The sequence below is a fragment of the Pseudomonas sp. PAMC 25886 genome (assembly GCF_000242655.1).
Classification (GTDB): Bacteria; Pseudomonadota; Gammaproteobacteria; order Pseudomonadales; family Pseudomonadaceae; genus Aquipseudomonas.
Map to the genome: position 1 here is coordinate 255008 of NZ_AHHC01000083.1, position 20820 is coordinate 275827.

26 protein-coding genes are annotated in these 20820 nt (G+C 58.3%); 18 read left to right on the top strand and 8 right to left on the bottom strand.

Annotated elements, in window-relative coordinates:
* Nucleotides 1–3 precede the first annotated feature (3 nt).
* From MUM_RS0127785 to MUM_RS0127795, 3 genes are all read left to right on the top strand, one after another.
* Entirely contained in the window at nucleotides 4–444 is a 441-nt protein-coding gene (locus MUM_RS0127785; protein WP_010176311.1) for a phage tail protein, read from the top strand.
* Nucleotides 441–1700: a phage late control D family protein gene (locus tag MUM_RS0127790; RefSeq protein WP_010176312.1), complete on the top strand. Its 1260-nt coding sequence runs from the start codon at nucleotides 441–443 to the stop codon at nucleotides 1698–1700. The genes MUM_RS0127785 and MUM_RS0127790 overlap by 4 nt, the downstream gene beginning before the upstream one ends.
* A 62-nt stretch (nucleotides 1701–1762) precedes the next feature.
* A complete protein-coding gene (locus MUM_RS0127795; protein WP_010176313.1) occupies nucleotides 1763–2857 on the top strand; it encodes a DUF6161 domain-containing protein in 1095 nt (364 codons plus the stop codon).
* A 38-nt stretch (nucleotides 2858–2895) separates the two neighbouring features.
* Here the strand turns inward: MUM_RS0127795 and MUM_RS0127800 are convergent, their stop codons facing one another.
* Both MUM_RS0127800 and MUM_RS0127810 read right to left on the bottom strand, forming a co-directional pair.
* Complete coding sequence (locus tag MUM_RS0127800) at nucleotides 2896–3060, bottom strand: hypothetical protein (protein WP_238535555.1); 165 nt, start codon at nucleotides 3058–3060, stop codon at nucleotides 2896–2898.
* Nucleotides 3061–3537: 477 nt separating this feature from the next.
* Nucleotides 3538–3876: a helix-turn-helix domain-containing protein gene (locus MUM_RS0127810; RefSeq protein WP_010176315.1), complete on the bottom strand. Its 339-nt coding sequence runs from the start codon at nucleotides 3874–3876 to the stop codon at nucleotides 3538–3540.
* Nucleotides 3877–3960: 84 nt separating this feature from the next.
* On the opposite strand from MUM_RS0127810, the gene MUM_RS1000000133645 reads away from it, so the two are divergent.
* The 9 genes from MUM_RS1000000133645 (at nucleotide 3961) to MUM_RS0127860 (ending at nucleotide 9587) form a co-directional block, all read left to right on the top strand.
* Nucleotides 3961–4161 carry a DNA-binding protein gene (locus MUM_RS1000000133645; protein ID WP_010176316.1) on the top strand — a complete coding sequence of 67 codons (201 nt, stop codon included), beginning with the start codon at nucleotides 3961–3963 and terminating at the stop codon, nucleotides 4159–4161.
* A 29-nt stretch (nucleotides 4162–4190) separates the two neighbouring features.
* Nucleotides 4191–4664: a YmfL family putative regulatory protein gene (locus tag MUM_RS0127820; protein ID WP_029616131.1), complete on the top strand. Its 474-nt coding sequence runs from the start codon at nucleotides 4191–4193 to the stop codon at nucleotides 4662–4664.
* Nucleotides 4661–4948: an ogr/Delta-like zinc finger family protein gene (locus tag MUM_RS0127825; RefSeq protein ID WP_010176319.1), complete on the top strand. Its 288-nt coding sequence runs from the start codon at nucleotides 4661–4663 to the stop codon at nucleotides 4946–4948. The genes MUM_RS0127820 and MUM_RS0127825 overlap by 4 nt, the downstream gene beginning before the upstream one ends.
* Entirely contained in the window at nucleotides 4948–5313 is a 366-nt protein-coding gene (locus MUM_RS0127830) for a hypothetical protein (RefSeq protein ID WP_010176320.1), read from the top strand. The genes MUM_RS0127825 and MUM_RS0127830 overlap by 1 nt, the downstream gene beginning before the upstream one ends.
* 70 nt (nucleotides 5314–5383) lie before the next feature.
* Nucleotides 5384–5617 (top strand): hypothetical protein, encoded by a 234-nt coding sequence (locus tag MUM_RS0127835; protein WP_010176321.1) that lies wholly within the window; start codon nucleotides 5384–5386, stop codon nucleotides 5615–5617.
* A gap of 12 nt (nucleotides 5618–5629) precedes the next feature.
* Nucleotides 5630–8347: a toprim domain-containing protein gene (locus MUM_RS0127840; protein WP_029616132.1), complete on the top strand. Its 2718-nt coding sequence runs from the start codon at nucleotides 5630–5632 to the stop codon at nucleotides 8345–8347.
* Nucleotides 8348–8390: 43 nt separating this feature from the next.
* Nucleotides 8391–8618 carry a hypothetical protein gene (locus MUM_RS01000000132760; RefSeq protein ID WP_010176323.1) on the top strand — a complete coding sequence of 76 codons (228 nt, stop codon included), beginning with the start codon at nucleotides 8391–8393 and terminating at the stop codon, nucleotides 8616–8618.
* A 142-nt stretch (nucleotides 8619–8760) separates the two neighbouring features.
* Nucleotides 8761–9024 carry a hypothetical protein gene (locus tag MUM_RS0127850; RefSeq protein WP_010176324.1) on the top strand — a complete coding sequence of 88 codons (264 nt, stop codon included), beginning with the start codon at nucleotides 8761–8763 and terminating at the stop codon, nucleotides 9022–9024.
* Between the two features lie 287 nt (nucleotides 9025–9311).
* Nucleotides 9312–9587: a pyocin activator PrtN family protein gene (locus tag MUM_RS0127860; RefSeq protein WP_010176326.1), complete on the top strand. Its 276-nt coding sequence runs from the start codon at nucleotides 9312–9314 to the stop codon at nucleotides 9585–9587.
* Here the strand turns inward: MUM_RS0127860 and MUM_RS0127865 are convergent.
* A complete protein-coding gene (locus MUM_RS0127865; RefSeq protein ID WP_010176327.1) occupies nucleotides 9562–10713 on the bottom strand; it encodes a site-specific integrase in 1152 nt (383 codons plus the stop codon). The genes MUM_RS0127860 and MUM_RS0127865 overlap by 26 nt on opposite strands.
* A 103-nt stretch (nucleotides 10714–10816) precedes the next feature.
* On the opposite strand from MUM_RS0127865, the gene dusA reads away from it, so the two are divergent.
* Entirely contained in the window at nucleotides 10817–11827 is a 1011-nt protein-coding gene (gene dusA / locus MUM_RS0127870; protein ID WP_010176328.1) for a tRNA dihydrouridine(20/20a) synthase DusA, read from the top strand.
* Between the two features lie 328 nt (nucleotides 11828–12155).
* A complete protein-coding gene (gene tal, locus MUM_RS0127875) occupies nucleotides 12156–13082 on the top strand; it encodes a transaldolase (protein WP_010176330.1) in 927 nt (308 codons plus the stop codon).
* Nucleotides 13083–13169: 87 nt separating this feature from the next.
* On the opposite strand, the gene rssC is transcribed toward tal, so the two are convergent.
* From rssC to MUM_RS0127890, 3 genes are all read right to left on the bottom strand, one after another.
* The gene (rssC, locus tag MUM_RS0127880; protein WP_003218919.1) at nucleotides 13170–13652 is read right to left on the bottom strand and encodes an anti-sigma factor antagonist RssC; all 483 of its coding nucleotides are present in this window, start codon (nucleotides 13650–13652) and stop codon (nucleotides 13170–13172) included.
* Nucleotides 13652–14833 (bottom strand): two-component system response regulator RssB, encoded by a 1182-nt coding sequence (gene rssB / locus MUM_RS0127885; protein WP_003218921.1) that lies wholly within the window; start codon nucleotides 14831–14833, stop codon nucleotides 13652–13654. Before rssB ends, rssC begins: the two co-directional genes overlap by 1 nt.
* A 346-nt stretch (nucleotides 14834–15179) precedes the next feature.
* Entirely contained in the window at nucleotides 15180–15869 is a 690-nt protein-coding gene (locus tag MUM_RS0127890) for an MlaA family lipoprotein (RefSeq protein ID WP_029616133.1), read from the bottom strand.
* Between the two features lie 196 nt (nucleotides 15870–16065).
* Here MUM_RS0127890 and MUM_RS0127895 point away from each other — a divergent pair, with 196 nt between their 5' ends.
* Both MUM_RS0127895 and MUM_RS0127900 read left to right on the top strand, forming a co-directional pair.
* A complete protein-coding gene (locus MUM_RS0127895; RefSeq protein ID WP_010176332.1) occupies nucleotides 16066–16677 on the top strand; it encodes a hypothetical protein in 612 nt (203 codons plus the stop codon).
* Nucleotides 16678–16787: 110 nt separating this feature from the next.
* Nucleotides 16788–17054, top strand: coding sequence for a DUF4404 family protein (locus tag MUM_RS0127900; protein ID WP_003218929.1), 267 nt, complete (start codon nucleotides 16788–16790; stop codon nucleotides 17052–17054).
* Between the two features lie 126 nt (nucleotides 17055–17180).
* On the opposite strand, the gene queF is transcribed toward MUM_RS0127900, so the two are convergent.
* Together queF and copI are read right to left on the bottom strand one after the other, a co-directional pair.
* Complete coding sequence (gene queF / locus MUM_RS1000000133880) at nucleotides 17181–18011, bottom strand: NADPH-dependent 7-cyano-7-deazaguanine reductase QueF (protein ID WP_010176333.1); 831 nt, start codon at nucleotides 18009–18011, stop codon at nucleotides 17181–17183.
* A gap of 57 nt (nucleotides 18012–18068) precedes the next feature.
* Nucleotides 18069–18593, bottom strand: coding sequence for a copper-resistant cuproprotein CopI (gene copI / locus MUM_RS1000000133885; protein WP_010176334.1), 525 nt, complete (start codon nucleotides 18591–18593; stop codon nucleotides 18069–18071).
* Nucleotides 18594–18749: 156 nt separating this feature from the next.
* Between copI and MUM_RS0127915 the strand changes: the two genes are divergently transcribed.
* Entirely contained in the window at nucleotides 18750–19430 is a 681-nt protein-coding gene (locus MUM_RS0127915) for a heavy metal response regulator transcription factor (RefSeq protein ID WP_010176336.1), read from the top strand.
* A complete protein-coding gene (locus tag MUM_RS0127920) occupies nucleotides 19430–20782 on the top strand; it encodes a heavy metal sensor histidine kinase (RefSeq protein ID WP_010176338.1) in 1353 nt (450 codons plus the stop codon). The genes MUM_RS0127915 and MUM_RS0127920 overlap by 1 nt, the downstream gene beginning before the upstream one ends.
* Nucleotides 20783–20820 lie beyond the last annotated feature (38 nt).

Here is a 20820-nt window from a genome sequence, read left to right on the forward strand (position 1 = left end):
ACCATGATGATGGCCCTCGGCATGTTCGTGTTTAGCCTGTCCACTGCCGCCTACCAGGAGCTGCAGCGCCAAACCGATTGGCGCCATGCCAGCAACAGCCGGATCGGCGCGGCGCCCGCGCGGCAGTTCCTCGGCCGTGGTGACGATGCCATAACCCTCCCCGGCATCATCTTACCCGAGCTGGCTGGCAGCGCCCTGAGCCTCGACGCGATACGTCTGATGGCGAATACCGGCAAGGCCTGGCCCATGGTCGAAGGCAACGGGCGGATATACGGCCTGTGGGTGATAGAGAGCCTGAGCGAGAACAAGACCATCTTTTTCATGGACGGCACCCCACGGCGCATTGAATTCACCCTGAGCCTCAAGCGCATCGACGGCGACCGCATCGATCTGCTCGGCGCCGGCACCAGCATTGGCGTCAACATCTTGCGAGGCCTGCTGTGATCGACTCAATCATCTCCAAGGTCACCGGCTACGTGCGCAGTACCGCCGAGCAGTACGTCCGTGACGCGGCCTATCCCGTGCCGGCCTTTCGGCTCACCGTCGATGGACTGGACATTGCGAAACTGATCAGCCCGCGGCTGATGAGCCTGGAGCTGACCGACAATCGCGGCGTCGAGGCCGACCAACTCAGCATCACCCTCAGCGACCATGATGGTCTGCTGTCGATCCCGCCAAAGGGTGCGGTGTTGCGTTTATGGTTGGGCTGGAGCGATACCGGCCTGGTGGACAAGGGCACCTACACCGTCGACGAAACCGAACACAGCGGCGCGCCGGATGTACTCAGCATTCGCGCTCGATCGGCAGATCTGCGCAAGGGGCTTAAAACCAAACGAGAGCGTAGTTGGAGCAACACCACTCTCGGCGACGTTCTGGGCGACATCGCCATTGGCAACGGCCTCACCGCCACCATCGCCGGAGCCCTCGACGGTTTACCCATTCTGCAGCTCGACCAGGCCAATGAATCCGACGCGAACCTGATCAGCCGCCTGGGTGAAGAATTCGACGCGGTAGCCAGCGTCAAAGCAGGCTGCCTTCTGTGCCTGCCGGCGGGTGGCGGCAAGACCGCCAGCGGCCTGGACCTGCCCCACATTACCCTCACCCGCGCAGACGGCGACCAGCACCGCTATCTTCAAGCCGACCGCGACAGCTATGACGGCGTGCGTGCGTACTACTACGACGTGAACAGCGCCAAGAAACAGGAAGCTATTGCCGGCGGCGGCGATAACCTCAAAGACCTGCGCCACACCTACAGCGACCAGCAGTCAGCCCTGCGCGCCGCCCGTGCGGAGTTTCGGCGCCTGCAGCGCGGCAGTGCCACGCTCAGTTACACCCTGGCCATGGGACGGCCGGACCTGATCCCTGAACTGACCTATACGCTCCAGGGCGTGAAGGCGGAAATCGACGAGATCATCTGGTACGGCGGCAACGTGCAACATAGTCTCACTGCCGACGGTGGTTATACGGTGAGCCTGGAGCTGGAAAGCAAGCTTCCGGAAGACAACGTTGAAGACCTGGCAGAAGAGAACAAGGGCGATTACACGGGAATCATCGCGTATTACCGCGATCAGAAAACAGGTAAGGAAAAGACGATTACGGCGGGGGATCAGAAAAAACCGAGGAGGTTGCGTTGGTTATACGCTTGCGAAAAAACGGCAAAAATAGCAGCAGCCCGCGAATTTTCCAGGCTCACAACTTAATAAAAACGGACGGCTGTGTCATTATTTGGTAGCACTCCGACATCACAGGAAAAAAGAGCATAATGGAAATGCAAACTGAAAATGGGCAAATCAGCCACGAAAACCGTTTTGGCCGACTGAATACAATGTCAAAACATGATATAAAATCTTGGCTAGCCGAAGAAAAAAAATTCTGGACAAGTATAGCATTAGCGCTAAAAGGAAAACTTAACACTGACAAAACAGAAAAAAATAATCTAAACGTAGTCGACAATTATCTCAATATGGTTGAATTCGCACTTATTGCAGACGGTGATATAAGCTCGCTCGTTCATGTTCAAAATGAAACCCCCCTCCCATTTCACGACGACCTGGTATTTAGCGAACACTTACTTCCACTAACTTACAAAGGACAATTTTCAGTAGCAAGGTTTGTGTTTGAAGTTTCAATAAACTCCAACCACAAAAATTACCTGAAGACTTACGACAAACATCTGCAGTCCATTGAAGAAAGCTTTCAATCAAACACCGATACAGTACTAAAAAGATACGACGATGATTTATCAGAAAAAATATCCAAACTAAATGAGTCCATTGAAAAATCACAAAAAACCATCATCACCCAACTTGAAAGCGAATTAAACGACGCACAACAAAATATAAAAAATACAGTCACTGCCGCAACTAGTGCTATTCTTTCAGCAGAACCGGTAAAATATTGGATCGATCGAGAAGACAAGCATAAAAAAAAGGCGAAAGCCTTCCTTTGGCTTATTGGACTTGCGTCAGTCTCTTTTATAGCAGTGCTTGTCATACTCTCTCTCTCTGTTTATAAAAACGGGGAGCAATACATAGTACTTGGATTTCCAATAACGTTGCCTGCTGAAAAATTCAGTATCGCACTGCTTATTATTGCAACAACGTCTGCGATCTGGATAATCCGAGTCCTAGTAAAACTCATGATGACTAATCTCGCTCTAGAAATTGAAGCCTTAGAGCGATCGACTATGATTAGAACATACATTGCTATGGACAACGCAAAAGCAGAACAAGCCGAAGAAATAAGAATGCTGTTTTACTCTACGCTCTTCAAACCATCCAACAACAGCCTTACGGATGATTCAACTTCCCCTGAATACATTCGCATAATAGAAGCAATGCTACAGAAGAAAACCTAACCCTTAGCTAAACCCCCGGCCACGCCGGGGGGGGAACATTACTCTTCGGGTATTTGAGAAAGCACCTCTGCACAACGAAAAACACGATCCTGATTGACGTCTGAGAGGCGCCGAAACAATACCAGCAACATCTGTTCCTTCAGATTGAGCACTCCGTCTTCCTGCTCTGATCGCGATCCCATTTCCCCTTGTTGATCCAACATGTCGCTATTACTCCTGTCGTCCGTAATATGCATGTGCTCATGCATAAAAAGACCTTTCGGAGAGATTGGAAAATGCTACCTTCGACCAAAGGGGATCGGGCACGTGGCTCCATCCCGCGTATAAGGTGCAGAGTTTCGTTGTGCGAGCAGTGATCTCGCTGCAATCCATTGTGGTACCAGAAAAAAAGCTTGAGTTTGGCTCGGTAATTGATCGCAAATTGAGCCAGCCATTCTTTGACATTCTGGATCGCGCGCTGCCATTCAGCGCTTAGAGCTTCCCGTCTTCGGTTTTCACCAATGCCGACGGAGGCCCGTCCCCTCAACGCAGATCGACCTTCTCGACGGTGGAAGGTCAATTTTCGCCGTATCTGGCTTGAGTGACTATCTAGGTCCTTTCGCAACCTCAGCCAGCCAGAGCCAGCAAAACCGAAATATCACATCACGCATCGCCTCCTCGTTGGAATTGATTCATGTGCTTCACGGCTTAGACACCTGCGCCATCGCAAACGCCAAGTGCGCAAGAGTCGCGCGGTCGGAGTTCGACATTTCCCGCATGTATCCCAACACCGTCAGCTCGGTGTCGCTCATGTTGTTGACCTCTGTATCTACGCGGGATCCGGTCAGCACGTAATGCACGTCAACTCCAAGGCCTTGAAGGCCAGAGAGATAGCGTACGTCAGGAGAGCTGGTCCCAAGCTCATAGGCCTTTTGAGTCCCACGGCTTACCCCAGCGGTAACGCCAAAGTCGGTCTGGTTTTTACCCAGCCGCTCGCGTTCTTCCCGCAGACGTCCACCAACCCCTGAAGAAATGAGCATTTTTTTGATCAATATTAATTGACTTGAGCAGAAATCTGCTCAAGAATCCTTTTCGTCGAACACGATTAAACACGGACGAACACTATGCATGCACCACAGAGCCCCGAGCAAGCCCGTGCGGTCCTTGATCGCGAGGGCAAAAGCATTGCCGAATTTAGCCGCCAACATGGCTTGAACAAAAATCTGGTCAGCGACCTGCTGAACGGCCGTAAAAAGGGTCTCCGCGGAGAAGCGCATCGAGCAGCCGTACTGCTCGGGATCAAAGACGGCCAGATCACAAAATAGGGCCTCTGGCTCCAAAGGGATACCAGAAGATGAAACGCCCAGTTCTAGACAGCAGAAAAAAGGTCGTTATGGCCGTCATCGGCGCCTACCCCGGCGGTCGTTCGTACGCCTCGGCAGACCTCGGTATGCCGCTTAAGAAGTTCGACAACCAAGCCTACGAAAATGCAGGCAGTCGCCCGCTGACCGACGAACACATCCATCGCCTGGAGAAGGTCGCCGGTACCACGTTCCTGCCCGACTACATCGCCTCAATGTACGGCGGCATGTTCGTGCCACTGAGCCTCCCGGAAACCCTGGACAACGTGGAGCTGTACAGCCGCTCGCTCAAGGCCTCAGCCAAACGGGGCAAGGTCGACCAGATCATGTCTGCTGCCCTGGATGACGGGGTCATCGAAAAGCGTGAAGCAGACGCAATCATCGCGGCCCTGATCACCTACATGTCGGCCCGGTACGCCGAGGTGTTCGCAACCATTCAGCTCTACAGCGCAGGAGCTACCCAGTGAGTACCTACAAACTGGTGTGCCCTCACTGCCACAGCCGGATGCGCATCCGCACCAGCGAAGGCCAGCACATTTTTCTGCGCATCACCTACATGCAATGCACCAACGAGGCCTGCGGCTGGGCAGTGCGTGCTGAATTTCAAATGACCCACGAGCTTAGCCCAAGCGGCATGCCTAACCCGGCTGTCCGCCTCCCGGTTGCAGATGTGGTCATTCGTCGCCAGGCAATGAAAACCGCCAATGATCAACCTGATCTGCTGGACCAAATGGAAATGGAGGGTGCGTGATGAATACTGCTACCGATTACCAGGAATACCAGGCGACCATGCAAACCGCTGGCCTGTCCTTCTTGCAACGTCACCAGGGCGAGTACCTCGGCAACGACCAATTGCTTTTCTGCCGCGCGGTGCAGCACCTGGTCAGCAGCTTGGAAGTGCCTTTGCACATGGCTGAAAAACTGGTCAGCCGCGCCTACGGTGAACTCAAATCCAACAACGACCGCCACCAGTTGGACGTCGATGCAAGCTCCGGTGCCGTGGCTGTCATCACGGACCCGGCCAGCGGAATGACCTGGGCCGTCCCGGTCAGCCTGATCTACCAACGCATCATCAACGCACCGGAAAACCGCCGACTGCGCCTCGTAACACCGTAACCCCCGACTCCCCCCCCGGCCCCGTTTCCAATGGGTTTGGGTGAGCTTTGCCCGCAATCCGAGGTGGACCATGGAAATCGACATCGCCATCACCGCAAAACTGCCCCGCGACCAGGCAGAGGCCCTGCTCCAGGACCTGCGCGTGCAGTACTCGGCACTGCTCAACGAGCACTGGTATGACGATCGGTTTCGCATGATCCCCGAGGGTTTGCGGCACGGTTCATTGCTGATGGCCTTCCCCGGGTTGGCAGCAAGAAAAACCCTGATGGGCGCCCTTAAACACAGCCTCGACGAAGCGAAGTAAGCCACGATGGAAATGAAAGAAAGGCTGCGCGCCGACGTCATCCAACGCATTGAGCGGGATTACCAGCTCAAGTACATGCGCGGTACCGCCTATATGCGTAAGGGTGTTTGCCCTGCCTGTGGCCAGAAGACCCTCTACACCTTCTACGACTCGCCCTGGACACTGATCTGCGGACGTCCGGAAAAGTGCGACCACCGCGTCCATGTGAAGGACGTTTACGACGACTTGTTCAACGACTGGAGCAAGACCGCCCCGTCGACGCCAGACAACCCCCAGGCCACGGCACGCGCATACCTTGAATTTGCACGGGGCTTCAAATTTGAGCTGATTGCCGGTTGGTTCACCCAGGACAACTACTGGGATGGCCGGCTAAACATCGGTAGCGCCACGGTGCGTTTCGCACTGGAAAAGGGTGGGTACTGGGAACGGCTGATCGATCGGCCAGATCGCTTCGGCAAGATGAAAGCGCGCTTCCGCCCCACCGGCGATGGTTTGTCCGGCTACAAAGGCGTCTGGTGGTGCCCGCCGAGCGTCGACCTGCTGGAAATCGACGAGCTGTTCATAGTAGAGGGAATTTTCGACTCCATTGCACTGGTGCACAACGAAGTGCCAGCCGTGTCGATGATGTCCAGCGCTCCCTGCCCCATCGACTCACTCAAGGCCCTGGCCAAGCTGCGCCACGACGCTGACAAGCGCTTGCCGCTGCTGGTGTGGGCCCTCGACAACGAGCCCGTCGCCAAGGCCAACATGCGCCGCTGGGCGAAGGAAGCGCGCGAACTGGGCTTCACCTGCAAGGCTGCGGTGATCCCACAGCCCAATGGCAAAAAGGTTGATTGGAACGACCTGCACCTACGGTGGAAGCCGATCGAGGGTGAGGACAAGCGCGCCGAGCGGATCGAGCAGGATCTGGACGAAGCCCGTCACCACGGCGATTTGCTGCTGGCTGACTCGGCTGAAGAAAAGGGGTTCCTCATCTACCTGCGCGACGAGCGCAAGGAATTCAACTTCACCTTCCGCAAGCGCCTTTACTGGTTTCGGCTGGACCTTGAGCGGTACGACCGTGCCATGGCCGATCTGGAGAGTTCAGACCGCCATGAGGACCAACTGCTCAACGACGACCAAAAGCGCTACAAGGCACTGCGGCAATCTGGCTCAGTGACCAGCATCGCCAACTGCAATTTCCAAGCGCTGTATTACATGCGCAACGACCTGACCGATGAGGCCTGGTACTACTTCCGCATCGAGCGCCCGCAGGGGCCGGCAATTAAAAGCACGTTCACGGCCAAGCAACTCACGTCGGCGCCCGAGTTCGCAAATCGCCTACTAAACGTCTCAAACGGAGCGATGTTCGAGGGCAGCGCCCAGCAGCTGAAACGAATTCTGGCGCCCCAGCTCGACAACCTCAAAACCGTCAACACCATCGAATGGATCGGCTACAGCCGCGACCATGGAGCCTACGTCTTCAACGACCTCGCTTTTCACGGCGGCAAGGTCCAGGTGCGCAACAAGGAAGACTTTTTTGACCTCGGCAAGCTGAGCATCAAGTCACAGAGCCAGTCGCCGGTGTTGCACATTAACACCGACCTCAATGCCTACAACGAAGGTTGGTTCGACATTTACTGGCGCTGCTTTGGCGTACAGGGCCTTGTGGTACTGGCCTGGTGGCTGGGTGCGTTGCACGCAGAGCAAATCCGCCAGATCCACAAGTCACTGATGTTCCTGGAGCTGGTGGGTGAAGCCGGCTCGGGCAAGACCACCCTGGTGGAGCTGCTGTGGAAGTCGGTCGGGCGGACTGATTACGAAGGCTTCGACCCGTCCAAAGCGACGGCCGCAAGCCGTGCGCGCAACTTCTCGCAGGTCAGCAACCTGCCGGTCGTGCTGATCGAGTCAGAGCGTGAGCAAAAGGAAGGCCAGCCGGTTAAACACTTCGACTGGGACGAACTGAAAACCGCCTACAACGGCCGCAGCGTTCGCTCCACGGGCGTTAAAAACAACGGCAACGACACCCACGAACCGCCGTTTCGCGCCGCCTTGCTGATTGCGCAAAACAACCCAGTGAACGCATCAGAGCCAATCCTGCAGCGTATCTGCCACGTCCACCTGACACGCGAGCACCACACGCCGGAGACCAAGCAGTACGCCGAGCAGCTGGAGCGCATGCCGATGGACAGCATCAGCGGCTTCCTGGTCAAGGCGCTGCAACGCGAAGCCGAAACCATGCGGCTGCTGGAGGAAAACACCTCCGGCTACGAACAGGAGTTGCTGGCCCAGCCCGGTGTGCGCACCGTGCGTATCGCCAAGAACCACGCCCAACTGCGCAGCCTGGTGGACGCACTGGCCGGGGTCGTGCCGCTCGGCGAGCGTCGCAAGGCCCTCGCACACGCCGAAATCAGCCGTATGGCCCTGGAGCGGCAGCAGGCAATCAACGCCGACCACCCGACCGTGCGCGAATTTTGGGACCTGTACGAATTCCTCAATGGCATGGATGAGAAAGCCGCGTTGAACCATGCGCGCCGCGATGGGTTGATCGCCGTGAACCTCAACGAGTTCGTGGAGATGGCTGCCAACAAGCGGCAGCAGGTTCCCCCGTTGAGCGACCTGAAGCGCCTGCTCAAGACCAGCAAGTCACCCAAGTTTCTGGAGTCGAACAAGCCCGTCAACTCGGCGCGCCAGGTCGACGCTTTCGACAAACCTAAAACCATTCGCTGCTGGGTATTCCAGGGCGCGTAGGGGCTGCAACCCCTCGGCACCAATCACCCAAAGGAGAAGCACCATGCATATACAAGTCATCACCGGCGAGGGACCGAACGGTGCCACGAAACAGCTTAAGCATTTGAAGGAACTGCATGAGTGGATCGGCGAAGCAACCCAATTGGTACACGCCGAGGCATACAGCACCGCTGGCCTGGTCGAGATTCTGGAAGTCCGTAGTGCCACGGAACAGGAGCTTCTAGTGCTGGAGTGCAGCCGAGAACAGATCCAGGCAGTCCTGGAATGGTAGTCAGCATCAGATGAAGTTGTCGAGTTTGAAAACCTGCTGCTGCACCTGGTGCGGAAGCAAAACCCAACCGGCGAAAGCCAGTAAGAAGGTGGTGTCGAGGGGCTGCAACCCCTCGACACCGACCACCCAAAGGAGAAGCACCATGCAAGTGAATCAACCCAAAGGCGGTACCGATGAGGCTACCACAACCCCGTTGGCAATCGGCGACACGGTCACCTATGTCGAAATGAGCGGCGGTGGCCGGGAATACCGTCTCGCCGCTCGTAAAGGCGTGCTTGTTGGGATAGATGGCAACGTCGCCACCTTGTGCGCTGCAAACGGTCGCAGCATCACCCAACCTCTCGACAAGCTGACGCCCGAAGGCCAGCCCAATGCGCTCACACGCATGCTCATGGGAGGGCAGTGATCATGGCTCAGCAGGAGGTTGGCGTATGACCGTATTTCTTCTGCTTTACCTGTGCGCGGATGCGACACGAACGGATTGCCAGGTGGTGAGGGCTGAACGCTGGAGCGGGCCTCACGCATACGAGCGATGCACCAATGTTGTACCGGGCCTCACCGCCGCCCTGAGTGCGCCCAACCGGGAACGACACCGGTTTGTTTGCGAGGTCCAGGATGACGGAGCACAACCTGTAGAACTCACGGTCCAGGCGAGGTTCACCCATCAATCGTTTCGGATGTAAGGGGAACATCATGAACACAGCGTTTATCCTGATGGCCCAATACGAGGGCCAAGCGATTATCTCGCTGGAGCTGGTTTGCCGGGATTACTTCACGCACCTGACGCCAGACATGTTCCAGCGCAAGGTGATGAGTGGTCAGATCAAGTTGCCGATCACTCGCCTGGAACCTAGCCAGAAGTCGGCCAAAGGCATCCACCTCACCGACCTGGCAGCTTACCTCGATCTACAACGCGCGGCCGCGGTTAAAGAGCACAACCAGCTCAACGGGATAAAACACGCCGTTTGAGCCGCTTCTCTGATGCGGCGCCCAGTTGGACGGGCGCCCTCAGTATCCTTCCGTGCCATTCCCAGCCCACATAGCGATCACCCTTGCCACGTAGGTGTGTGTAGCGCCTCATTGAATTCCAATCCCGGTGGCCAGACACACTTGACACACGCGGGATATCCCAATCCATTTCGAACAGTCGGCTGACGCCCTCATGGCGAAGGTCATGAAAGTGCAGATCCACAATTTCGAGGAACTTACAGGCTCTCGCCCAGGACGTGGAAACTGACTCAGGACTGTAGGGGAATATATCGTCGCCGGCGTTCGGCATTGACTGGAGGATCTGCCACGCTTCGTCCGGCAGATAACACCAAACATCGTTGCCGATCTTCTGCCCGGGGTTTTTCATGTCACGCACCAGCACTCGCTGGCCTGGCTCGTCGACGTCCGCCCACTGGATACGGGTTATTTCATCCAATCGGCGCGTGGAGAACAGGGCAAAGCCCACGACTTTCAGCATATTGATGACGGTTGGCCGCCGCCCCTGCATGGACTGGAAGTGCGCCAGCACCTTTCCCAACTCGTCCAAAGTCGGGCGGCGGTCACGCTCACGGCTTTTGAGGTTATAGCCCAACTTGCGCAGCACCCGGCGGGCGCCCCCCATGGCTAGCGGGTCGACCTGGTAGCCCCAGGCATCTTTGGCGATCGCCAGAACAGCGCCGAGGTGCGCCAGGTCGTTGCCAGCGGTCTGTGGCTGAACCCCGCCACCCTCTCCGCTCATTCGCCAGAGGGCGAAGTCGACGAGGCATTGGGTTGTGACGTCGGTATCGTTGAGCTTTCCGATATCCATCTTGCCAATGGCCTCAAGTGTGGCCTTCTTGGTTTTGCCCAACGGCCGGGCCTTTTCCACTTCCAGCAGGTACTGGTCGATCATTTCTTTGACGGTGACGCGCTGCCGGCTCGCACGCTCGATCGCTCCAGGCTGGTCCAGCTCCGATTCACGCTTGCGCGCCCATGCCTGGGCAGCCTGTTTTCGGGCGAAGGTCTGGCTCTCTTGGTAGACTTGCACTCCGTCGCGTTTGATGCGGATTTGAGCCGTGTAGCTCACAGTCCCATCCGCCAGTTTTCTTGCCCTGATAGTCGCCATATCGAAAGTGGTACGCGTCAGTTTTGAAGTGGTACATCGTACCACCGAGCCCTCAAAAACGCCTGAAAACGCCCTAAAACACGCCTAGAACACGTTGAGTAAAATGCTAGATAAACAAAGCTTTAGCCCAGCAGAATCAAGCCCCGCACTGTCTCGGCGCTTTAGCGTTGCACCCATGATGGATTGGACGGACAGACACTGCCGCTTCTTCCTGCGCCTGCTGTCCAAAAACGCCCTCCTCTACACCGAGATGGTCACCACCGGCGCAATCCTCCACGGCGACCACGAACGCTTCCTGCGCCACAACGAGGCCGAGCACCCGCTTGCCTTGCAGTTGGGCGGTAGCGTTCCTGCCGACCTGGCCGCCTGTGCCCGCATGGCCCAGGACGCCGGCTACGACGAGGTGAACCTCAACGTCGGCTGCCCCAGCGACCGGGTGCAGAACAACATGATCGGCGCCTGCCTCATGGCGCACCCTGCTCTGGTGGCAGATTGTGTGAAGGGCATGCAGGACGCGGTGTCGATCCCGGTGACGGTAAAGCACCGCATCGGTATCAATGGCCGGGACAGTTACGCCGAGCTATGCGATTTCGTCGGCCAGGTGAAAAACGCAGGCTGCACCAGTTTCACCGTGCATGCGCGAATCGCCATCCTGGAAGGTCTGTCACCGAAGGAGAATCGGGACATTCCGCCATTGCGCTACGACGTGGCGGCGCAGTTGAAGCAGGATTTCCCTGAGCTTGAGATCATTCTCAACGGTGGGATCAAGACCCTTGAGCAGTGCCAGGAGCATCTGCAGACGTTCGACGGTGTGATGCTGGGCCGTGAGGCTTATCACAATCCGTATTTGCTGGCCGAGGTGGATCAACAGCTGTTTGGCAGCACTGCGCCGGTGATCACGCGCGCCGAGGCGTTGGCGCAGTTGCGTCCTTATATAGCCGAGCATCTGGCGACAGGTGGCTCGATGCATCACATCACCCGCCATGTTCTGGGACTGGGGACGGGTTTTCCGGGGGCTCGGAAGTTTCGGCAGTTGTTGTCGGTGGATATTCATAAGGCCACTGATCCGTTGGCGTTGCTGGATAAGGCGGGGGAGTTGTTGGAGGGGCGGTGAGTTGGGTGTCAGTGGGTTTATCTGGCGGCTGACACGACGCTTTCGCGAGCAAGCCCGCTCCCACATTTTGGGTGGGGGTGTGTCAGGAAGATTGGTGTTGTTTTGAGGGCCTCATCGCAGGCAAGCCAGCTCCCACAGTTTAGCGGGGTGGTCATCGGGCAGTTGGGTTGAACCTGCCGGCTGTTTTGGCCTCCTATCCAGCAGTAGCCGGTGATTCAAACGGCTGTTTTCAGGTTGTTGCCCTCGCAAACGATCGAATGCATTTGCGCCCTTGAGCGGCTGTCAGCGCTCGGGTAATGTCATCAGACCCACAGGACAGAGCACGCCCATGACTTCCAAGCTGGAACAACTCAAGCAATTCACCACTGTAGTAGCCGATACCGGCGATTTTTCTACCCTCGCCAAGCTCAAGCCGCAAGACGCCACTACCAACCCTTCCCTGCTGCTCAAGGCCGCGTCGATCCCAGGCTACGCCAAGCTGCTGGACGAGGCTGTTGCCGACTGCAACGGTGACGTAGGCCTGGCCAGCGACCGTTTCGCGGTGGCCGTCGGCCAGGAAATCCTCAAAGTGGTGCCCGGCCGCATTTCCACTGAGGTGGATGCCCGCCTGTCGTTCGACACCGACGCCGTACTCAAGCGCGCGCACCGTCTGATCGACCTGTACGACAAGGCCGGCATTGGCCGCGACCGTGTGCTGATCAAGATCGCTTCCACCTGGGAAGGCATCCGCGCTGCCGAGCAACTGGAGAAGGAAGGCATCCAGACCAACCTGACCCTGCTGTTCTCCTTCGCCCAGGCCGTGGCTTGCGCTGAAGCCGGCGTGTTCCTGATTTCGCCGTTCGTGGGCCGTATCTACGACTGGTACAAGAAGGCCAACGGCAACGACTACACCGGTTCCGATGATCCGGGCGTGCAGTCGGTGACGCGCATCTACAACTACTACAAGGCCAATGGCTACAAGACCGTGGTGATGGGTGCGAGCTTCCGTAACCTGAGCCAGATCGAGGAGCTGGCCGGTTGCGACCGCCTGACCATCAGCCCGGACTTGCTGGAAAAACTGGCCGCCGACAACGGCAAACTGGAGCGCAAGCTGGCGCCGGGCCACGCGGGCGAAGCTCGTGTGCACTTGACCGAAGCGCAGTTCCGTTGGGAATCCAACGAAGATGCGATGGCCACTGAGAAACTGGCCGAGGGTATTCGTCAGTTCGCCCGCGACCAGGAAAAACTCGAAGCGCTGTTGACCGCCAAGCTCTAAAAACGGGCGACGGCAAAAAGGGCGGTACCCTCGCGGGTACCGCCCTTTTTCGTGCCTGGCTCTTTTTTAAAAGAGGCAGCTATAAACTCAATGCCGTTCCAGCGCATTAACCAGGTCGTGGAACGCCTCGCGGTTGGAGTCGTTCAAGCCCATCAGGATCTTGTGGGCCTCCAGCACCTTGACCCGTACCACTTCCTCGGACTGGTCCTGGGACGGCAGGTCGGTCAGGCATTCCGGGCACGGGATCGGGCGGTCAACGATGTTGAACACCTGATCGAAGCCCATGGACTGCAACAGACGGGTGATGTCTTCGTGGGTGGTGACGACAGTCGGCAGCAGTCCGACCTTCTGCCGAGACAGAATGGACAACTTGGCCAACAGCCCAAGGGTGGTGCTATCGATGCTGCGGGTTTCGGTCAGATCGATCACGATCGCCGAGAAATTCAAGGCTGTGAAAATCCGCTCAATCGTCGCATCCAGCGCCGAACACAAGGTCAGGCGCACTTCACCGACAAACTTCAGGACAAAAGTCCCGTCTTGCTCGGCGAACTGGATTCTTCCGGTACTCATCAAAGATTCCTGCTCAACACCAATAGGGCGATATCATCCGGCATCTCCCCTAGCGTGGCCAATCCAAAAACCTGCCGCAGGCCATCCAGGCTGCCGCCCGCCGACCTGACCCGTTGGGGTAAGGCGGCTTCTTTCTCTTTGAGTGTAGGCTCTGGCAAAAGGTCCAGGATACCGTCAGACATCAGCGTCAGGCTGAACGTCGGCGGCAGCTCCAGGATGTGGTCTTCGTAGGTGGCTTCATTGAACAAGCCCACTGGCAAACCACGCCCTTCCAGGTAGCGCACACTGTCTGGAGTGTATAAAACCGGCAATGGCAGGTGACCGCCAATGCTGTAGGTCAAAAGACCTGTTTCTTCATCAATCACGCCGCCGACCATCGTCACGTGCTTGCCCAGCTTGCAGCTGATCAGGCCCCGGTTGATGTGGCCCAGCACTTGCGAAGGGGTGAACTCCGGCAAGGTGCCATTGCGCTTGGATTCGAACAACAGCCGTGTGGTCATGAACTTCAACAACACGGTCACGAATGCCGAAGAGGCGCCGTGGCCGGAAACGTCGGCCAGGTAGAACGCGACACGCCGCTCGTCAACGCGGAAGTAGTCGACAAAATCACCCGACAGGTACAGCGACGGGATGATCTGGTGGGCAAACTTGAACTCGTCGATGCTCCACGGGCTCACCGGCAACATGTTCATCTGCACCTGGCGACCGGCGTTCTGGTCTTCCTGGAGCAGGTTCAGGCTGGCTTCGAGTTCGCGGTTGGCGGTTTCGAGCTTTTCACGGTAACGCTGGTTTTCCAGCAGCAACCGTGCACGATCCAGGGCGCGGCGCACCGAGTGCTCCAGCACGGCCAGGTCTTCCAGGGGCTTGATCAGGTAGTCGGCGGCGCCCAGGCGCAAGGCCTCGACGGCATCGTTCATCACGCCGGCACCGGACACGACGATCACCGGCGTCTGCGGGGCAATGTCGGTCACCTGGCGGATCAGCTCAAGACCGCCGACCTGAGGCATGCGCAGGTCGCAGATAACCAGGTCGGGCTTGTCGCGCTCGAACACCTGGAGACCCTGGAGGCCGTTGCTGGCCTGCAGGACGCTGAAGCCACTGTCTTCCAAATAGGCCGCGAGACTCGCGCGCACTACTTCGTCGTCATCGATTATCAGCAGCGTGGCACTGGTTTTTTGCATGTGGGCAAACGGCGCCAGAATTAGGTTGGCGTAGGCAGCTCGACAATGGCCGGGCTTACTACTGGATTCGCTTTCTAGCCTCTCTGTCCTACAAAGTACCGGGATATTGCCCATGCACAAAGGTAAAGCAGAGGTGCCCTTCTAAGGCGCAGACGGTACTCCCATCCGCCAGGGGTTTCAAGCTCATGCCGATGGTCGCCGGGCGTCTTTACATCGCAAATCACCGGTAGTTATAAGAACGTATAAAACCGCGACTTAAAGTAAGGACGTAACCCACGGATAAACCTCGAATCCCGCCCACGAAAAAGGCGACCCGAGGGCCGCCTTTTTCATTTAAGCCCGAGGCTTAAAAGTCGTCTACAACCTTGCCATCCTTGACCTTGAACTCGCGATTCTGCAAGTAGGCGTTACGGATAAAGGTGTATTTGTCGCCGCTGATCAGCTTCTCGGAGGACAGCAGGCTGGCACGGGTGTCGACGATATTCAGGCCGAAGGTGCTGTTGCGCCAGCCGATATCGTTCATGTAGCGGTAGGGCTGGGTGTAGCTGTCCACGTACTTGGACGGCGCATCACGCAGGGTGCTTGGGCCCAGCAGCGGCAGCATCACGTAAGGACCGCTGCCAACGCCCCAGTGGCCGAGGGTCTGGCCGAAATCTTCGTCATTGCGTTGCAGCCCCATTTTGGTGCCGACATCAATGAAGCCCAGCACGCCGAACGTGGTGTTCACCAGCAAGCGGGCAGTGTCGACACCGGCAGCGTGCGGCTTGAGTTGCAACACGTCGTTGGCAAAGTTGCCAACGTCGCCGATGTTGCGGAAGAAGTTGTGGACGCCGTCCTGCACAAATTGCGGGGTCACGAACTGATAGCCTTGAGCCAACGGCTTGAGGGCGTAGGTGTCAACGGTGTCGTTGAAGGTGAAGATCGGGCGGTTGACGCTTTCCCATGGATCATCTTCCGAGGCCGCCTGGGCCGCGAAAGGAACCAGCAATACGCTGGCACATACGGATAGCTGAGCTAGACATTGGCTCCAGCGCATAGCTTGAACTCCTTGAATGGTCTGTCATGGGCGCTATGCCCTGAATGTGGCCGTCAGTATATGACGGAAGTGTCAGATTAGGCAGCCTTGCAGAAATGTCATTCCGGTAAATGCACAAAATTCCTACAAATAGAACCGATGTAACCTGCTTGTCATCGGCGTCCGCTAGCGTGACTGCTATTTCAGGGACGTCGAAATGCCCCACGCCGAAGTTGTTGTTGCCAGCGCCCCGTCCTTGACGGCCGTACTGTTCGGGCTGAGTGGCTGCCTGGTGGACTTTGGTTCCCAGGCCCGTGCCGACTCCGCCCCCTCAAATGACACACACGCCACTGTCGGCGCGCTGAAGATCCTGCGCAGCCTCGAAGAACAGCGCGTCCCGTGCGCCTGGCTGGACGAACTCCCCGTGGCGGTTTCCACGCCCCTGGCCGCCGGGCTGCCCCGCTGGGTCAAGGCCACCCAGCCCTCCTCCACCCGCTGGCCCGCGCCCCATGCGTGCTGGCAGGCATTGATGGAACTGAACATCGAACGCCTGGAAGGCTGCGTCCTGGTCAGTGGCGAGCCGCGCCTGCTGCAATCAGGGCTCAACGCCGGGCTGTGGACCATCGGCCTGGCTTCCTGCGGCTCGCTGTGCGGGCTTTCGCCGGCGCACTGGCAGGCACTCTCCGAGAAGGAACGCGAACAGAAGCGCGCCAAGGCCACTGTCGCGCTCTATGGCCTGGGCGTGCATTCGGTGATTGACCACCTCGGCGAACTGCCCACCTGCCTGGCAGACATCAGCCTACGCCAGCTCAAGGGCGAGAAGCCCTGATCGAGATCATGCACAGTCGGCGCCAGTGGATTAATCTACAGGTCAGCCCGTAGACCTTTCACGGCGTGCCGCGGTCTATGCCAGTGCCTATCGATAAAAGGAAGAACGCCATGCCTGCCCGCGAACAACTGCAAGAACAGGTCAAAATTTTGCGCGAGCAATTGGATCAGAATCCAGAAATGCCACTCGAAAAGCGCGAAGAGCTGCAAACATTGATTGCCGAACTGGAAGTTCAGGAGCCGTTGGAAGGCGCCATTCAGGATCCGAGTATCGCCGACGGTGTGAACCTGGCGGTGGAACGCTTTGAGCTGGACCACCCGGGGATTGCCGGGACCTTGCGCAATATTGTGGTGACCCTGGGTAACATCGGGATCTAATAGCCCGACACCTATCAAATGTGGGAGCGGGCTTGCTCGCGAATACGGTCCGTCAGCTGATACATAGGCTGGCTGATACACCGCTTTCGCGAGCAAGCCCGCTCCCACATTTGTTTTGGGTGAAGGCTACTGACGCGCCAGACGCACGTTCTGGAACTGCGCAGCTTCCGTACTGCGGTACGGGTTGATATCCAGCCCGCCCCGACGCACATACCGCGCATATACCGTCAATTTCTCCGGTTTGAGCAGGCGTTGCAGGTCGAGAAAGATCCGCTCCACGCATTGTTCATGGAAGTCCGAGTGCTGGCGGAAGCTCACCAGATACTCCAGCAGACTGGCATGATCCAGCGCCGCACCACGGTATTCCACTGCCACACTGCCCCAGTCGGGCTGGCTGGTCACCGGGCAGTTGGACTTGAGCAGATGGCTGTGGACGCTCTCTTCCACCACACGTGAATCGTCGCAACGCAGCAACTCCGGACGCGGATGCTCGTAGTTGCTGACGGTAATGTCCAGGTCATCAATGCACACACCCGGCAACGCAACCACGCCTTCGGCTTCAACCTCGCCCAGGCTGCGGATGCGCACGCCAACAGGCTTGCCGGCGGCGGCACTCAGGTCGGAGCGCAAGGTCGCCTCAAGGCTCTGCACATCGGCAAACGCGGTCTGGTTCAGCGAGTTGAGGTACAGCTTGAACGACTTCGACTCGATGATGTTCGGCGAGTCGGCCGGAATGCTGAACTCACCGATGGCCACCACCGGCTTGCCGGATGGCAGCAGCCAGGACAGTTCGAAGCAGTTCCAGAAATCCACGCCTGTATACGGCAGGGTCTCGGCGCTCAGGCCCAGCTCGGCCCACTTGGCGGCGCGAGGGATCGGGAACAGCAACGACGGGGTGTAAGTGGAGATGTATTCACTGGACTTGCCCAGCGGCGAATGTTCGGCTGCGGGATGCATGGCGGAAACCTGGCTAAATAAACGCGGCCATTCTACCCGCCTTTGCACCCCAGTTGCTTACTGGCTGACCGTCAGCTTGCCCACCATGCCCGCCTGGTAGTGGCCGGGGATGTTGCAGGCGAACTCCAGGCCGGTAGCCTTGGCAAAGGTCCAGGTCAATTCAGCGGTCTTGCCCGGCTCTACCAGCACGCTGTTGAGGTCGTCGTGTTTCATGCCGCCCATGTCGCCATGGCCCATGGCACTGTGGTCCATTTTGCCCATGCCTGTGGCCGTCAGCATGCCGCTGGCCTGCATTTGGAGCATTTCTTTCTGATGGGCCGCGTGCATGGCGGCGTCGCCAAGGTTGAACTCATGCAGCAGTTGGCCTTTGTTGACCAGCACAAAGCGCACGGTCTCACCGGCTTTTACATCGATGGCCTTGGGCGAAAAGGAAATGTCCTGCAGCACCACTTCCACAGTACGCGTGGCCTTGGCCGCCGGTGCAGCCTCACCGAAGGCGAAGGTTTCAGCCGGGGATGCCAGCACTGGAAAACTCAGCGCCATCAAGCAGCCAGCCAACAGCCAGGATTTACGCAAAAACATGCTCACACTCCAAGGGTTCGGAATCAGTCTGTGGGACACTTTACGAACGCACGGCTGCCAGCCACCTGACTGTCAGATTACAACTTTGTCAGCTTGAGCCTACCGCCGGGTGTGCGCTGTATAAAGTCTGTGTTTACGTAACGCCATGAGCCGCCCATGAAACTGCTGATCGTCGAAGACCAACCGAAAACCGGCCACTACCTGCGCCAGGGCCTGGCCGAGGCCGGGTTCAACACCGAACTGGTGGCCGATGGCACCAGCGGTCAGCACCTTGCGCTGACCGGCGACTATGACCTGTTGATCCTCGACGTGATGCTGCCGGGCCGCGATGGCTGGCAAATCCTTCAGGCCGTGCGCGGGGCCGGGCTGGACATGCCGGTGCTGTTCCTCACCGCGCGGGACGCCGTGGAAGACCGGGTGCATGGCTTGGAACTGGGCGCCGACGACTATCTGGTCAAGCCGTTCGCGTTTTCCGAATTGCTGGCCCGGGTGCGCAGCCTGTTACGCCGTGGCAGCAGCACACCCCAGGAAACCAGCCTGCAACTGGCCGACCTGCGCCTGGACCTCATCCGCCGCCGGGTAGAGCGCGACGGCCAGCGCCTCGACCTCACGGCCAAGGAGTTTTCCCTGCTGGAACTGCTGCTGCGCCGCCAGGGCGAAGTGTTGCCCAAGTCGCTGATTGCCTCCCAGGTGTGGGACATGAACTTCGACAGCGACACCAACATCATCGAGGTCGCAATCCGCCGCTTGCGCTTGAAAGTCGACGATAACTTTCCCAACAAGTTGATCCACACGGTGCGCGGCATGGGCTACGTGCTTGAGGAGCGGTTCAGTTGATGAAACGGATTTCCCTGGCCAGCCGCCTGGCGCTGCTGTTTGCCGGCTGTACCGCCGTGGTTTCATTGCTGGCCGGCGTGCTGTTCAACCACGCCAGCGAGGCGCACTTTATCGAGCTGGACCAACAGTTGCTCGACGGCAAGCTGCTGGCACTGCGCAGTACGCTAAAGGGTGCCGACACGCCCGCCATGTTTGCGCGGCAAGAACCAAAGCTGCGGGAAGAACTCAATCGTCAGCCCGATCTCGCGCTACGCATTACTGCAGGCGATCAGCGCTGGTTCGACAGCGCACCGGGCGTCACCCTGCCCCGGACACCTGGCCTGCACAGTGTGCAGAACGCCGGAACCCAGTACCGCGTGTACAACGCGCCGCTCGTTCCCGGGAACGCGGACGCCCCCCAACTGACGCTGATGCTCGACATCACCCATCACCAACACTTCCTGCAACGCATGCAGCATCTGATCTGGTTGACCGTCGGCCTATCCGCCCTGGCCACCGCCCTGCTTGGTGCCTGGGCCGCCCGCAGCGGGTTGCGACCACTGAGGCGCATGAGCGAAGTCGCCGGCAACGTGTCCGCCCATTCCCTGACCCAACGCCTGCCCCAGGGCCAAATGCCCGCCGAGCTGGCGGAGCTGGCCCAATCCTTCAACGCGATGCTCGGCCGCCTGGACGATGCCTTCCAGCGGCTCTCGGCGTTTTCTGCCGACATCGCCCATGAATTGCGCACGCCGCTGTCGAATCTGCTGACACAGACCCAGGTCATCCTCACGCAGCCACGGGCGCTGGAGGACTACCGCGAAGCCCTGCACAGCAATCTGGAAGAGCTGCAATGGATGGCGCAGTTGGTCAATGACATGTTGTACCTGGCCAAGGCGGACCATGGGCTGCTGGTGCCCAAGCGCGAAACCCTGGCGCTGGCGGACGAAGTGGATGCCTTGCTGGAGTTTTTTGCGCCGTTGGCGGAAGACGTCCAGGTGCGGCTGGTTCAGGAAGGCGGCGCCAATACCTCAGGTGACCGCAGCATGTTGCGCCGGGCGATTTCCAATCTGCTGGATAACGCATTGCGCTTCACCCCGCCGGGTGGCGAAGTCAGCGTACGGATTGTCGAGGGTGTGCAAAGCGTGAGGTTGAGCGTGGAAAACACCGGGGAAGGCATTCCAGAGGCGTTGTTGCCAAGGTTGTTTGACCGGTTTTACCGGGCAGATCCGGCGCGGCATGAAGGGAGTAGCGAGCATGCGGGGCTGGGGCTGGCGATTACCCAGTCAATTGTTCGGGCCCATGGCGGGCGGATTTTCTGTGAGTCGGCGGCGGGTTGGACGCGGTTTGTGATTGAGTTGCCGCAGGGGCATTGATGCAAGCTGTTCCGACCTCATCGCGGGCAAGCCCGGCT